This is a genomic window from Chitinophaga sp. (assembly GCF_035538455.1).
Taxonomy (GTDB): domain Bacteria; phylum Bacteroidota; class Bacteroidia; order Chitinophagales; family Chitinophagaceae; genus Chitinophaga.
In genome coordinates this window covers 40,076-55,022 of the sequence record NZ_DATLKJ010000182.1, presented here as the reverse complement: position 1 = coordinate 55,022, position 14,947 = coordinate 40,076, and the positions used below count along the sequence as shown (strand labels likewise).

The 14,947-nt window shown below is 43.1% G+C and carries 16 protein-coding genes and 1 tRNA gene; 6 read left to right on the top strand and 11 right to left on the bottom strand.

The genetic code is table 11. The features are described from left to right. The 5 genes from VM802_RS21930 to VM802_RS21910 form a co-directional block, all read left to right on the top strand. The coding region (locus VM802_RS21930; protein WP_414647115.1) for an APC family permease at positions 1 to 1,422 on the top strand (1,422 nt) is incomplete at its 5' end. Positions 1,423 to 1,984: 562 nt separating this feature from the next. Then, complete coding sequence (locus VM802_RS21925) at positions 1,985 to 2,590, top strand: DUF4254 domain-containing protein (protein WP_325534582.1); 606 nt, start codon at positions 1,985 to 1,987, stop codon at positions 2,588 to 2,590. A gap of 10 nt (positions 2,591 to 2,600) precedes the next feature. Further along, positions 2,601 to 3,638: a glycosyltransferase family 9 protein gene (locus tag VM802_RS21920; RefSeq protein ID WP_325534580.1), complete on the top strand. Its 1,038-nt coding sequence runs from the start codon at positions 2,601 to 2,603 to the stop codon at positions 3,636 to 3,638. Positions 3,639 to 3,736: 98 nt separating this feature from the next. Continuing rightward, a tRNA-Gln gene (locus tag VM802_RS21915) sits at positions 3,737 to 3,807 on the top strand. Between the two features lie 100 nt (positions 3,808 to 3,907). Continuing rightward, the gene (locus tag VM802_RS21910; RefSeq protein ID WP_325534578.1) at positions 3,908 to 5,221 is read left to right on the top strand and encodes a site-specific integrase; all 1,314 of its coding nucleotides are present in this window, start codon (positions 3,908 to 3,910) and stop codon (positions 5,219 to 5,221) included. A 164-nt stretch (positions 5,222 to 5,385) separates the two neighbouring features. Here VM802_RS21910 and VM802_RS21905 read toward each other — a convergent pair whose 3' ends face one another. The 11 genes from VM802_RS21905 to VM802_RS21855 form a co-directional block, all read right to left on the bottom strand. Next, entirely contained in the window at positions 5,386 to 6,312 is a 927-nt protein-coding gene (locus VM802_RS21905; RefSeq protein WP_325534576.1) for a DUF6624 domain-containing protein, read from the bottom strand. Then, complete coding sequence (gene gwsS / locus VM802_RS21900) at positions 6,312 to 7,352, bottom strand: grasp-with-spasm system SPASM domain peptide maturase (protein ID WP_325534574.1); 1,041 nt, start codon at positions 7,350 to 7,352, stop codon at positions 6,312 to 6,314. The genes VM802_RS21905 and gwsS overlap by 1 nt, the downstream gene beginning before the upstream one ends. A 163-nt stretch (positions 7,353 to 7,515) precedes the next feature. Further along, the gene (locus tag VM802_RS21895; protein WP_325534572.1) at positions 7,516 to 8,055 is read right to left on the bottom strand and encodes a hypothetical protein; all 540 of its coding nucleotides are present in this window, start codon (positions 8,053 to 8,055) and stop codon (positions 7,516 to 7,518) included. Between the two features lie 2 nt (positions 8,056 to 8,057). Then, the gene (locus VM802_RS21890) at positions 8,058 to 8,990 is read right to left on the bottom strand and encodes an ATP-grasp domain-containing protein (RefSeq protein ID WP_325534570.1); all 933 of its coding nucleotides are present in this window, start codon (positions 8,988 to 8,990) and stop codon (positions 8,058 to 8,060) included. Positions 8,991 to 9,053: 63 nt separating this feature from the next. Next, positions 9,054 to 9,257, bottom strand: a complete 204-nt coding sequence (locus VM802_RS21885; RefSeq protein WP_325534568.1) for a hypothetical protein — start codon at positions 9,255 to 9,257, stop codon at positions 9,054 to 9,056. A 561-nt stretch (positions 9,258 to 9,818) separates the two neighbouring features. Next, a complete protein-coding gene (locus VM802_RS21880) occupies positions 9,819 to 10,511 on the bottom strand; it encodes a response regulator transcription factor (RefSeq protein ID WP_325534566.1) in 693 nt (230 codons plus the stop codon). A 156-nt stretch (positions 10,512 to 10,667) separates the two neighbouring features. Further along, positions 10,668 to 11,081 (bottom strand): arsenate reductase ArsC, encoded by a 414-nt coding sequence (locus tag VM802_RS21875; protein WP_325534564.1) that lies wholly within the window; start codon positions 11,079 to 11,081, stop codon positions 10,668 to 10,670. Then, positions 11,078 to 12,124: an ACR3 family arsenite efflux transporter gene (gene arsB / locus VM802_RS21870; protein ID WP_325534562.1), complete on the bottom strand. Its 1,047-nt coding sequence runs from the start codon at positions 12,122 to 12,124 to the stop codon at positions 11,078 to 11,080. Before arsB ends, VM802_RS21875 begins: the two co-directional genes overlap by 4 nt. Positions 12,125 to 12,148: 24 nt before the next feature. Further along, positions 12,149 to 12,997, bottom strand: coding sequence for an arsenite methyltransferase (locus VM802_RS21865; RefSeq protein ID WP_325534560.1), 849 nt, complete (start codon positions 12,995 to 12,997; stop codon positions 12,149 to 12,151). 54 nt (positions 12,998 to 13,051) lie between these two features. Continuing rightward, complete coding sequence (locus VM802_RS21860) at positions 13,052 to 13,327, bottom strand: ArsR/SmtB family transcription factor (protein ID WP_524537098.1); 276 nt, start codon at positions 13,325 to 13,327, stop codon at positions 13,052 to 13,054. A 106-nt stretch (positions 13,328 to 13,433) separates the two neighbouring features. Next, on the bottom strand, positions 13,434 to 14,345 hold the full coding sequence (locus tag VM802_RS21855; RefSeq protein WP_325534556.1) for a DUF6929 family protein: 912 nt from the start codon (positions 14,343 to 14,345) through the stop codon (positions 13,434 to 13,436). Positions 14,346 to 14,453: 108 nt separating this feature from the next. Between VM802_RS21855 and VM802_RS21850 the strand changes: the two genes are divergently transcribed. Next, positions 14,454 to 14,849 carry an acyl-CoA thioesterase gene (locus VM802_RS21850; RefSeq protein WP_325534554.1) on the top strand — a complete coding sequence of 132 codons (396 nt, stop codon included), beginning with the start codon at positions 14,454 to 14,456 and terminating at the stop codon, positions 14,847 to 14,849. The last annotated feature ends 98 nt before the right edge of the window (positions 14,850 to 14,947 follow it).

Genomic DNA, 14,947 nt, shown 5'->3' with positions numbered 1-14,947 from the left:
GATATGAGTATCAACCAAACTAATTCGTTCAAGCCAACATTGGGGTTATTGGATGCCACCATGATCGTTGCCGGATCCATGATTGGTTCCGGTATTTTTATTGTTACCGCTGAAATAGCCCGCAGTGTGGGCGGTGCGGGCTGGATCACCGCTATGTGGGTACTGGCCGGCATAGTAACACTGATCGCTGCATTGAGCTACGGAGAGCTGTCTGGTATGTATCCCAAAGCGGGCGGACAGTATGTATACCTGCGGGAAGCCTACAATCCTTTTATCGCCTTTCTGTTTGGATGGACACAGTTCGGTGTGATCCAGACGGGGACCATTGCAGCTGTGGCAGTAGCTTTCGCCAAGTTCACCGCCTATCTCATACCAGGATTCAGTGAAAAGAATATCCTGTTGGATTTAGGCGTGGTGCAGATCTCCGCGGCACAGGTAGTAGCTATCATCTCGATTATTCTCTTAACGTTTATCAATACCCGCGGCGTAAAGCACGGGAAGGTTATACAAACAGTATTCACATTGGCGAAGCTGTTATCACTGTTCGGGCTTATCATCTTCGGGCTATTGCTGGGCGCCAGGCACGAAATCTGGACTGCCAACTGGCAACAGCCATGGGAGCATTTTTCCCTGATGGATGACGGCGCCGTGGTGAAAACATTGACAGGGCTTTCTTTCTTTGGCGCTATAGCGGTGTCCATGAAGGGTTCTCTGTTTTCCAGTGATGCCTGGAACAATGTAACCTTCATTGCTGCGGAGATCAAGAATCCTGCTAAAAATATAGGCCGCTCCCTGTTCCTGGGTACATTGATCGTAACCATTATATATGTAAGCTGTAATCTCATGTATATGGCTGTGCTGCCACTGCATGACATTGCATTTGCAGCCAATGACCGTGTAGGGGTGGCGGCAGCGGAGAAGATCTTTGGCGGTACCGGCTCTTTGATCATTGCCGTAATGATCATGATCTCCACTTTCGGTTGTAATAATGGTCTGATATTATCAGGAGCAAGGATTTACTACACTATGGCGCAGGATGGGCTGTTCTTCCGGAAGGCAGGGACGCTGAACAAGAACAGCGTACCCGGGCATGGGCTCTGGATACAGTGTATATGGGCTTCCCTGCTGTGTCTGACAGGCCGTTACAATGATCTGCTGGCGCTGGTGATATTCGGGGTACTGATATTTTATGTACTGACGATCCTGGGCATTTTTATCCTGAGGAAAAAACGCCCGGATGTTGAAAGGCCTTATAAGGCTTTCGGTTATCCGGTATTACCGGTAATCTACATGATAGTGGCGCTTTCACTCGCAGTGTTGTTGTTGGTGTTTGAAACCAGCTACACGCTGCCAGGATTAGGGATTATTTTGCTGGGTATTCCTCTTTATTTTATTGCGATGAGCCGCAAGGGACAGCAGTAGAAGCTAAAGCGGACAATGAAAAGATAAATTTAACACGAACGTTGTATGAAAAAAGGGGGCCACTGCACGTCTTACAGCAGTGGCCCCTATTAATTTGCATCAAGACAAACGACAAGTGAGAATTTGACAGAACCCTATTATTAACTTTTTTACTGCAGAAACCCGACTGATACTCTTAATCTGAAGTGGAATTGCAAGCGATGGGAGTGCCGCCTGATGCGGCCAGGGACATGGATTTGGAATTACCGGGATAATAGATTAGAAATGTGCCAATTGATAGACCCTCAAAAAACGAATAGCCATTAGAGTGATTATTCTACGACAAAATACCTTTAAAAATATTGTCGCCAGCCAATGTTGTTGTAATGACATCATTATGCGGTGTAACTATAAAAATATCAGGTGGTAACCTTGACGGCATTTAAACCCCAAGATAACCATTAAAAGCCTACACGATTTGCATTCTCGAACATTCACATGACAATCTTTTACAACAAGCGTATGGTTTCTACCATGCGCTTCTTTTTTTAAGCATAATGTTTAAATCTTTTATTTTTGTGGGATGTTTACAGAACTGTCTAACAGAATATTCGACCAAAGCATACTGGATTATCACCAGTATAATGATGTGCATAAAGCCATCAGCAATCCCTATGAGAAAACCGGCATTGAGCACCTGCTGTATCTGAAAAACTGGATAGATACCGTACAATGGCACCTGGAGGACATTATCCGCGATCCGAATATTGATCCGGTGGAAGCCCTGGGAATCAAACGCTGGATAGATCGTTCGAATCAGGAGCGTACGGATGTGGTAGAGTATATTGACAGTTATTTCCTGGATAAATACCGTGATGTGAAGACATTGCCGGATGCAGGGGTGAACACTGAAAGCCCTGCCTGGGCTATCGATCGCCTGTCTATCCTGGCATTGAAAATCTATCATATGAGGGAAGAGGCTACCCGTGCAGATGCATCAGCAGAGCATCGTGCTGCCTGCCAGCGCAAGCTGGACATCCTGCTGGAGCAGCGTACTGACCTAAGCGGCGCTATAGAAACCCTCCTGGAAGACATTGCAGCCGGCAGAAAGTATATGAAGGTGTACAGGCAAATGAAGATGTATAACGATCCTTCCCTGAATCCTGTGTTATACAAGAGCGAAAAATAAATTCATCATTTTGGGCACTGCAAGAACCATACTGATCACCCGTTTCTCCGCGCTGGGAGACGTGGCGATGACTATTCCTGTGATGAAGCAGGTACTGGATGAAAATCCTGATGTCTCAATTGTTTTTGTGTCCAACAAAAACTGGGGAGCGTTGTGTGCCGGTATCCCACGCCTGACTTTTTTCCCGGCGGATGTGAAGGAAGCGCATAAAGGTGTAGGTGGCCTGTACCAGCTGTTCAGAAGCATAAGGAAAGCGCACCGCATAGCTGCGGTAGCGGATCTGCACAATGTGCTGCGTTCAAAGATCGTACGCACTTTCTTCCGGCTCAGCGGTACGCCGGTAGCCGCTATCGACAAGGGTCGCGCTGGCAAGAAAGCACTGACGAGAAAAGACAATAAAGTACTGGAGCAGCTTACCACTACTATTGAGCGGTACGCAATTGTATTCAGACAACTGGGGCTTCGCTGTGAAATGGAAAATAAGCCTGTTTTCAGCGCCCGGCAGTTACCTTTGGGACTCGCGCCTGCTGAAGGGGAGAAATGGATAGGAATAGCGCCGTTTGCCACTTATCGCGAGAAAATGTATCCGCTCAGTAAAATGGAGGAAGTGATGGGAGTGTTAAGTGCCACACAGGGACACAGGATATTGCTTTTTGGGGGCGGCAAGCAGGAAGTGAATTTACTGGAACCATTGGCGGCAAAGTATCCGCAGGTGGTTATGATTGCTGGCCGCTATTCACTACAGGAGGAACTGGCAATTATCAGCAGGCTGGATACCATGATCAGCATGGATTCCGCCAATATGCACCTGGCTTCTCTGTTCGGAGTGCCTGTGATATCCGTGTGGGGAGCTACTCATCCTTTCGCAGGATTTATGGGATACGCACAGACTATGGAGAATGCTGTGCAGATTGATGATTTAGACTGCCGGCCCTGTTCCGTATTTGGCAATAAACCCTGTTTCAGAGAGGATTATGCATGTATGGAATGGATAAAACCAACACAGATAGCAGAAAAGGTAATGCATGTGCTGAATGAAAAGGTGTGACAGTAAAGGATTTGCAAGGATATTTTAAAAAAGTTGCAAGTTTTTTTTGCAGGAATAAAAAAAGTTATACTTTTGCCATCCCAAACAAATAACGGGATTGCCCAATAGTATAAGGGTAGTACATCAGATTTTGGTTCTGAGTGTCTTGGTTCGAATCCAGGTTGGGCAACAAAAAGTCCGTAATCCAATAGCAAAAAGGGTTACGGGCTTTTTTTACTTGTAATGTCAATAGCATTTTTATCGATTCAGGAACAAAATCCGGAACAAAAATGCTAATTAAAAAAGCCTCAAAGAAGGAAAAGAAGAAGTACACCCAATTGCTTAATGGGTGTTATCGCACAGAAATTAAGGTTAGCCCAAGTAACTGGAAAACAGCTGCTGCCTCAACTAAAAAAAACTGGTTAATCTGGTATCGATTTTATGATCCTAGTAATGAACTGTTCGTTTTGCCAATAAAGGTCAGGGGAATGAATAAATTTAGCTCCCTGGAACAGCGACAAGCTGAGACGCAAATTTTAATTGATAACGAAAAAGATTTAATAGATGTAAAAAATTATAATCCGATAATAAAGGATTATATGCTTCTCGTTACTCCGGAAACTCAAACGGACGAGGTTGGTGAGGCTTCAGAAGACAGCCCGTTAAATTATGCTCTCCAGTGGGCCTTTGATAATGGAGAAATAGCTGAAGATACAAAGGTGGATGTTAAATCCAAGTTGAAATACTTTAAAGCAGCTGCCACAAAATTAAAGTTTGACGAACTCCCTATCATGCAGGTTAGAAGAAAGCATGTAAGGCTTATTTTAGAACAAATAGGGAAGGATAAGCTGAGGACCGTACATACCGATAAAAAAGGGAATAAGAAGCGAGGAATATGGTCTTCCAGCTTATTTAATCACTTTGTAGGAAATATGGGAATGCTGTTCGGGATATTAGATGAATATGAGGTAACTGATCATAACCCTTGTCATGGAATAAAAAAGAAAAAATCCGTTAAAAAGATTCGCCTAACCCTCTCTAATCAGGAGCGAAAAATAATTAATGAGACTCTATATGTTGAAGATTATTATTTCTGGCGTACACTTATGATTTTTTTCCATTCTGGTGCTCGCAGAAAGGAGCTTTTACTGGTAAAAGCAGAAGATGTGGACCTTGAAAAACTAGGGTATAAAACTATTATTAAGAAAGGAGGGCTTTACCAGGAGGTTTTTAAGCCTATCAAGGAGATAGCAAAAGAACTTTGGCAAGAGGTATTAAGCGAAGCTAAATTAGAGCAGTATCTGTTTTCTCGTGGCTTGAAACCTGGTAATAAGTCAATCCGTCCCGAAAACCTTACAAAGCGTTGGAGACGTAAGGTTAAAATAAAGCTCGGTGTCAAAGCCGATATGTACTGTCTGAAGCATATGAATCTTACGGAAATGATTGATGAACTTACAGAGGTCATGAATCTGAAAAAAGCAAAGGAAACTGTGATTGCACTTTCAAGCCATACTTCTACAGCTATGCTTGATAATGTTTATGATGTTAAAGCTCAGGACCGCAAAGATGCCATCGTAAGAAAAGCAAAGAATACATTCGCCTAGATTTAAAACATTTGTGTCAAAATAAGCGTTCGTTAATAGCTCTATGAATGCTTGTTTTGACACAAAATATATAAGTACGTATCAAAAAAGTTTTTTCTGAACTCAGGACCTCTTTCAGAGCCATATTGGTAAAATACACAATTGCCTTATGTACCCTCTAAATCTCATTTTTCGGCGCTTTTCCAGGTAATCCCCCAAGCTCGGACATAATCAGCAATCGGGATCATGCCAGCAGCCGCTCTTCTCTTGTCCACATTTTCCGGATCTGCTAATCTATACACAATGTACTTTCCCGTATTGGAATCGCGGACAACCTGGCTTCCATAAATCTGCGGCTTGCCTTCCTGCATTAATATCCGATCTGTAAGAAGACATGCAAATTGGCTAGGAATATCTTTTCTGTCTACTGCTTCTTTTACCCGGCCCAAGTATTGCTTTTGTGTTAGATAGTCTGCATGTTGGATAACCAAGAAGATAGTCCTTGCGCCATCATCACCTATCTCGCTTCTAGGAGGCCATCCGTGCTTATCCAGGATAGCCTTGACGGTGATAAGGTTAAGCGAATCATTTACCACTATATTTTTCTTCAAAGTAATGACGCCTGGTGAAGCAGCGCCATTTTGCTGTTCCAACATACGCCTGTCGCGCTGATCAAGTATATAAACGCTGTCAAGTGTATAAAGCAGCTCCTGGTTATGCACCGGCTCTTTCGCCTGTCTGTTGGAACGTATCATGTCCAGCAACGCTTCCCAACGGGCGTCATTGCGTAAAGCTGCAAGGTCCGGGTCAACATTCATTTGCAGATAGTCGCTGTAGTGAGTTGCCAATACAATCCGGCTTAACTGCGAAAAAGCGCTGTCCTTTTCACCTGCCAGCGCCCAGCTACAGGCAGCATTATAACGATCAGGTATCATCCCCCTGCCCATCTCCGTAAATGCTGTATTATAGGCAACTGCTGCAGCTCGATATTGTTTCTGTTCATACAGTGACTGTGCTTTTTTCACACGGTCTTTATAAACCTCCATGCTTTGTGCATTTAACAACGTCATGTTGCTCGCAAGCAACCAGAGTACGGCAAATATTTTTTTCATTACAAGAATTTTATTTCATATTGGATCAAGTCTTTTGTTTTCCAGTTGCTCCACTCACAGCTGTAAGGATCATAGCCACATTTCAAGGGCTTGTTAAGTGCATCCTGATCTTGGGTAAATGCCCTGCAATCTGTACATACATGCCGAAACTCGCAATCTTTACAAACAACAATCTGATCTTTGGTTATATCCCAGTATTTCTTAAATCCAGGGTGCTTAACGGCTTCTGATAAGGATGTGGTCCTGATATTCCCAAAACTTTCAGATAAAGAAGGGCAATTTCTGATCTCTCCTTTCACGTCAATGCTGATTTTTCGGTTTAAGCATGTATTGTGCCTCTGGCTTTCAGAAAACATTTTGATGTTTACGGCAAAATAATCGGGTGATACGATTCCACAATGATCAGCGCTTGAAATCACCTCCGTTAGATACACAACAATACCTTCATGGGTGCAGGTCGCAGTAGGAGCACTGTGAAAATACACACTGGTAACTCTCGGAAACTGTCTCAGCAAAATGGATATGGCCTCCTCTCCATATGCCGTATACATCAAAATGAGGTCCACAGATCTTATTCTTGTCTCATCAAAACGAGATAGAGCATAAATAAGATCAGAAATTCCCCATTCAGAAAAACACCTTATCTGTAAATGGCCGCAACCAAGTGCAGATAATTCACATGCAATTCGATCCCAGGGAAGTATATCCCTTAACGGATCGACAATGGCATTGGTTATAGCCCTGGCCTCTTCATAATCCAGCGGAATGGCCGAAAACAATTCCGGTATGCGTGTAAAAAAAATCAGTTCATTATTGTATAAAAATTCAAAATATTCGGCTACAACTTCTTCGTTGTCATTTTCACACCATTGCAAGATGTCGCAGATTGGTCGTCCGTCAAATTCAAACAAGATCGTATAAAGCTCATTTGGAATGAGATGCAATGTTTCTCGCTGCGTGTCGCAAATAGCCGACCTTGCTGCACCCTTTACCAAAAAGCACGTAGAAAACAACTTAAAAGGTATGTGAACATCGAGCATTATGAAAGCTGTATGATTTTACTTACCGGCTTATGATGTATTTTTATCGTCGTTCTGTCTTGGAAAAAGAAAGAGCGGATAATCACCTTCTTACCAAGATTTATCGTCGCTTGAGTTAATGGTGGTTGGACGTTTTCTTTCCTTTTAATATTCTCCATATTGATTATTTGGTAAGTTCAATAGCGCCGAACAGAATAGTCTTTCCATATTTTTGTTGTGCCTCCGGCTTTGGTAGAAATCTCATTGTTTTAATCTCAGAAGGTTTTATAAATTTCATTGCTTCGCGTCTCCCTCTATAGGAAACTATAAATCGTTCATTCATAATGATTGGAAGTTTGTATGGTATTGTATCAATCTGCTGCTTTAATTTTTCAAATATATATTTCTCCAACTTTGTGTCGGTTGTATTGGTCACAAGCACTGATTCTGCCGGGCTACCAGGTAGAATGGCCTCAATTTCGTCTTTATCAGAAATGGTCCATTCCCTTAAAACTTCGCTGCCTGGTACATATATTTCAGTATGGATAACCCCATCAACTATTTTGAAAAAGGAATTGGTCTTTAAAACTCGACCTGTTCTATCGAGAATAGGCGGACCTGTAGGCAGCATCGCCTTACCGTTTACCAGTTGTGCAACGGCGATACCTGTGTTGCTTATCAGCAGCAGGCAAGCGAGTAAAAATTGTATACACCAAAGTTTCATAATCATAGTTTTGCAAGTGTATCGGCAATACGTTTTTCTAAATTGAGGTTACACGCGATAGAAATCCATTCAAACTGTCCGGAAGGGTTTACTTCCAAAAAGACATACTCTCCAGCCGGAGTAAGGATAAAGTCGAGTGATCCGGTATTCAACATTTTTAATTTCATAAATTGGTTAACCATTTGAGCTATTTCTACAGGCAGCAAAAAAGGAACCATACGGCTAGGCCGGAGTTCACAATAGTGACGAAAATCTATAACCGTTTTCTGGCTTTGTTGAGAAAATATTGCTACTGTAAATAACTCTCCTTCCAGGTAAAATATTCTTAGTTCAACTTCCTTGAAAATATATGCTTGGAATAAAGCGATAGGCAACAGTTCTGGCAGCGGTTGCAGCACTTCTGAATCAATCATGACCGTGCCCATACCAAAGATATTGTTATGGACCTCACTCAAAGCGCTGTCCAAAGGCTTGGAAATTATCCTCCCATGCGTTTTAATAAATGCCAACACATCCGCCTTTGATGTTGTGACAAGAGTCTCTGGCACATTGAACCCCACTGACTTTGCAAGATCCAGGTCCAGTAACTTGTTTTGGGTATGCTCTAATCGGAAACTCCCCAATGTCTTGGACGCCTGGCTTTCCATTAGGTGCGTAAGTACAGACAACCAGTTTGCGGAAATAGACCGCTTCCAGTTAGCATAGAACGGAGCTATTGCTGGTCGATTTATATATCCACGCCGATACCATACTTTTTTAACCGCAGATAATACCAGAATGCCCTTTGTCGCAAACTCAATTTCGTACCCACTCTTGTTGTATGTTACACGTCTGATCTCATCATCTTGGTTTATCCGCAAAACGTTGAACTCAGGGAGATATTCCATCACGCTATCTGTTACGTTGTCCCCAATTTCACTAATGATTAGGATCATGAAGGATAGAGATTAAATATTGAGATCGGAGCAGACCTTTTATCATCTGCTCCGCAAAAAAGATCATGCCCAGTTCCCTGGAATATCTTTAGTAATTGCGTATCCATCCTTATCAATCATTACAACCACGTCCATACCAGTTGGGCCGCTGTAGGTTGCGTCACCTATACACCAACCACGACCCCTAACGTTGTTTTTCTGAGATTTAGTGAGGGTGAGGGTAGTAAACTTTGCATCTGAAATTTTGGGGAATTGCTGTTTTTTCATAGAGTTTGATTTATAGTTAAAAATGAAGACTACATGGAACGGGGTCAGATTAAATATTAGATCAGCATAAATGATATGGCAAGAAACGAATATAAGCGATTATATTTAAATAAATAATGCAGTTAAAAACATTTATGTAAAAATTCATTAAGAGTATAATACTCCGCAACTTAAACTGTCCAAGTTGTGGGGTATTTTAATTCATGAGGTTATTGAATGATTACAGTTGAAATATACTAAATGGTGCTGATTTATGTATTTAATGTGTTAATGGTTGATATATAATATATTGTGTTTCAAATTTCAATTGAATAACAAAATTTGTTAATTGGATACCACGGCTTCCCTCTCCATGATCCGACGGGGAATCAGCGTGATCTCTCAGCTCTCCAACTTTTCAACCTGATCCATTATGATCCGGGTGAATGTATTGAAGTTGCGCAAGGAGATAGCATGGTGAACTGATAGTACACACATAACAATCTGCAGAAAAATAGAGGCATTACAGAGAGGTGAAAACAGGATTGAAGTGTGGGATATGTAACGATGGATGAAGCGTAGTTACTGATCATTCTTTTTGCGGTCGTAGATCCAAAGGCCATAACCAAATTTCTTCACGGTTTCAATACTCACATTTTTATCGTCTTCAAGATGTTCGCGCAGGCGGCGTATATAAACGTTCAGGCCGTGATTTACCTCATCACCCCATATGCTGCGGACAATCGTTTCACGCGCGAGATTGGTATTCTTGTTCTTCACGAAGAGCCGCAGCAGTTTAAAGAGAATGGGAGAGAGAAGCACGCTGTCACCTCGCCTGGTCAATGTGTTTTCTTCAACATCAAAAATATATTCCCCCAGCTCATGCCGTTTTTTCATCTTGTTGTAGCGGCGGCACTGGGCTTTCAGTTTCCTGAAAAGGATAGGAGGATTCAGATCTTTTTTGATGTAATAGTCATCCACTTCTGCATCGTCATATGCTTCCTTAATATCCGTCTCAGCAGCATTGGTGGTAAGAAAGAAGATAGGTATGTCTCTATTGACACCCCTTATCTTTTCGGCCAGCATCTTACCATCCAGCTTAGGCATCACTATATCGAGCAGACATGCATCAAAGCTCACATCGTTGAACAGCTTCCAGGCCTGACTTCCATCAGCAGCATAATGCACTTTGAAATGTTTGGTTTCTTCCAGGATCCTGCCAATGACACCAGAAAATACCCGGTCATCATCGGCATATAAAATTTTGTATATCATAGCGTTCAATAAGGTCCTTTCCAGGGGGACAAAGGAACTTATTTTATCATTATGATACCTGCATTATAAACAAAAATTAATCTGTGAGCCTTGCAGGCAGCAGGTTCCGATTAATCAATCCTTAAAGGCGGAGCTTCCCGCTTTATCCATTTAGCACTATAAATAGTCTGCTGTAAAGCGTTTACAGTATGCTTTAATTTCATTCCGGGTGGCGCGGAAAGCGTTTATGATCTCTTCTTCTGTACCGGTAGCCTTGGCTGGATCTGTAAAGTTGTGATGAAATTTAGCGGCCGCCGACGGAAAGTTGGGACAGCTTTCTTTGGCGTGGTCACATACGGTGATGATATAATCGAAACTGATGTTCGTATACTCATTTACGTTATTGGAAGTATGGTGGGAGATGTCAATGCCGTCTTCAGCCATTATTGCAACAGCTCTGGGATTCACACCATGTGTTTCTATGCCGGCACTATAAACCGTAGCTCTGTCGCCGGCGAAATGGCGGAGGTAGCCGTGGGCTATTTGACTCCGGCAGCTGTTGCCTGTACAGAGTACTAATACTTTTTTCATGTTGTAACAATTGATTGGGAAATATATTTTTTCTTTAGCCAGCGGGCAACCCTTACCAGGAGAATTAATGCAGGCACTTCTATGAGAGGGCCTATAATACCAGCAAAAGCTTGTCCTGAATTAAGGCCAAACATGCCAACCGCTACCGCAATAGCAAGCTCAAAGTTGTTGCCTGCGGCAGTAAATGAGATAGCAATATTCTGATCGTACGGAATACTGAGTAGTTTTGCCATCAGAAAACTTATAAAGAACATCACAGCAAAGTAAATAGCCAGTGGAGTGGCCACCATCAGTACATCAGATGGAATCTGCAGGAGTATATCCCCTTTCATGGCAAACATTACTATTATTGTGAACAGTAATGCTATCAGTGTAAGCGGCGCTACAGCAGGAATAAAGGAATGGTGGTACCATTCGCTTCCTTTAAGCCGGATACCTGTAAAGCGTGTGATGATGCCTGCCACGAAAGGAACTCCCAGATAGATAGTAACACTTTCAGCAACCGCTTTCATGGTTATATTTACATCCACCCCCTTTATACCTATGAGAGGAGGTAATGTATGAAGGAATACCCATGCGTACACGCTGTAGAATAACACCTGAAAGATACTGTTGAGTGCCACAAGGCCTGCTGCGTACTCTCTGGAACCACCTGCCAGATCGTTCCATACCATTACCATCGCTATACATCGTGCGAGGCCAATTAAAATAAGCCCTGTCATGTAGTCAGGATGGTTACGGAGGAACAATACAGAAAGCAGGAACATCAGAAGAGGGCCTATAACCCAGTTCAGCAAGAGTGAAAGGGCCAGGGCTTTTTTATTTCTGAAAACGTCGGATAACTGACTGTATTTCACTCTGGTGAAAGGTGGATACATCATCACAATCAATCCTATTGCCAGCGGGATATTTGTAGCATTGCTGGAAAACGATTGGATGAATACGGGTACGGCCGGAATAAAATGTCCCAGGCTGATGCCGATGATCATCGCAAGCACGATCCAGATGGTCAGGTATTGGTCAAGGAAATTTAAGTTCTTCAAGAGAGCATATTGAGAAATGAACAATCAACTACAGCAATCTGGTCCGCAGCATTCTTTAGCGGTCAGTGGTTTCTTTGCGTATACAGTGATACTTAATATACCTGTTCCGCTACTTCGGAATGCAGAAATCTCTGCAGGGGAAAGATAGGCAGCAAGTATATCGTCCGGGATATGGATAGTTTTTGCCTTCTGCATGGTGATCTGCTCAAAGCCAGTGCTTCTGATCATTGAAAGATAATCCTCTTCTTGTATAGCGCCTGATACGCATCCTGCGTACATTTCAGCGGCCTCCTGAATACCGGATGGGAGCTCACCCTGCAACACAATGTCTGAGATGCTGAAGTGGCCACCAGGTTTGAGTACCCGGTATATCTCCTGTATTACCGCCTTTTTGTTGGGAACGAGATTGAGTACGCAATTGCTCACTACCACATCAGCAAGATTAGCTGTAACCGGTATTTGCTCTATATCTCCAAGCCTGAACTCTACATTGTTGTAATGCAGCTTTTCAGCATTGGCCCGGGCTTTTTCAATCATGGCCGGTGTAAAGTCTATACCTATTACCTTACCGCCAGGGCCTGTTGCTTCCCGCGCTACAAAGCAGTCATTACCTGCACCCGAGCCCAGGTCTATCACAATATTTCCTTTGTTGATTTGTGCAAATTGTGTTGGCAGGCCACATCCAAGGCCGAGGTCGGCATCAGGGACATAGCCTTCCAACTGGCTATAGTCATCACTCATAATGTTATACACCTCTGTAGAACAGCAGCCGGAACCACAGCAGGATGTCTGATTCAGCAGCCTGTCCTGCCCGGCAATGGCAGTATACTTCATTTTTACCATTGCCTTTAGTTGTTCATCATGTGGATTCATAAAAATACTTTGATTGTATTATTGCAATATTGCGATCAATAGAAGAAAATTTTTTTAACAACAGTTCCCTTCCAGATTCACATCCTTGAAGAAGCTATTGAACAGCTCTTTGTACTGTTTCCAGACCTTTGGATTGATGCAGTAGCAGACGCTGGCGCCTTCAATAGAACCCTGTATAAGCCCGGCTTGTTTCAATTCTTTAAGATGCTGGGAGGTTGTGGCCTGGGCCAGACCCAGTTCTTCTACGAGGTCGCCGCACACGCAGGCGTTCTTTTTTACCAGGTATTGCAATATGGCAATACGCGCGGGATGTGCTAATGCCTTAGCCATATTGGCCATTTCATTTTGCTGCCTGGTAAATAGATCTGTTTTTGTAGCGCCCATCGGGAAGTATTATATCGCAATATTACGATTGGTTTGTTGTATTACAAAATAATTATACTGTCAGTACAAATTTTATCTTAAACAGCATGGTGCTTCCCAGGTCGTCATCTGCTACGAGGTGTATATTGTATTCATTACCGGAAACGCTTTCTATACAGAGACCTTCAATTTTCTGTCCTTTGAAGGTATTATCTGATGTGCTGAGGTTCAGCAGGCCGTCCAGTTGTATTTCAGGCGCAGTGAGCTTTCCTGCAGCGTTGGTGATCCAGCCGATATAGCTGTCGCCGATTTCACCGTCATCGTACGTATTGGATGTATTTTCGCTGGAAAAGGTGGCCAGCAGCAGATCCTGTTCCGGAGCATAGCACAGCTCTGATATTCCGGGAAAGTTGATATCTGATGCGGGAATTATGATGCGGAAAATATGCAGTTGGTCGTCTTTATCATCTTCCGCTAAGAGACTGCTGGTAACAATCAATTCGTTTTCCTGCCTGTTGTTGTGGCCGCGGTTGCCCAGTACCAGTTGATCATTTATAACAGCGGCGGCCTCTATATTGGGTGTGGTAATGCCGTAGTTTTCCAGCCGGCGAAAGAAATCCTCACTGTAACTACTGGACGAGAACCGGGCAAAGTCATGTGTTTCTCCTTCGCCGGGTAGTACTACCCGGATGACCCGCGTACGATTGACGGTAGAAGCAGAACCCAATACCAGCAAGAAGCAGTGGCCATCTTTTTGCATGATTACGGAAGTCTCCAGATCCGGCTTTAGTGCTTTAGGAATGCGTTTCCCGGGATAATCGAACAGAGAAATAGTGCGTAGCGGATGATACTGCGTATCCAATACGAGTATATTATTAGCATCATCGCCTACCAGGTAGAGACAGCCCTGGTGAAAACTGATGGAGGACCCTGACGGAAAATCAGGAAGGGGTAATGTTCTGAGCAGACTAATCCAGGCATTCATTTACTAAAGATAATGTATTTAAGTACTGTATTGCTGCGTTCTCCTTACAGAAGCGGTTTCACAGAATATGTAACTTGCACCCGAACAGTAATATCAAAAAAACAGGCAATGAATTTTTATACACGTAAATGGGTAAAACCGGAAGACCTGAACGCACACGGGACTTTATTCGGGGGAAGCCTGCTCAGGTGGCTGGATGAAGAAGCGGCTATTTATTCCATCATCCAGCTGGGTACTAATCGCTGTGTTACCAAGTATATTTCAGAGATCAACTTCATCAACTCTGCAAAGCAGGGAGATATTGTGGAATTGGGTATTAAAGCCATCCGTTTCGGAAGAACGTCGCTGACGCTTACCTGCGAGGTGAGAAACAAGATTACTCAGAAGAGTATCCTAACGATCGATAAGATGGTTTTTGTGAGTGTAGATGAGAACGGGGTGCCGGTACCACACGGAAGAACGACGATTACATATACGGATGAACGTTTGAGAGAAGACGACTGATGTAACGCAGTAGGAAAGTTTTTTATAAATGCAGCAACCGGAGTGCCGGCTGCTGCATTATCTTTTTCATGTACTGTAAAAAGACCTGGGTCAACCCA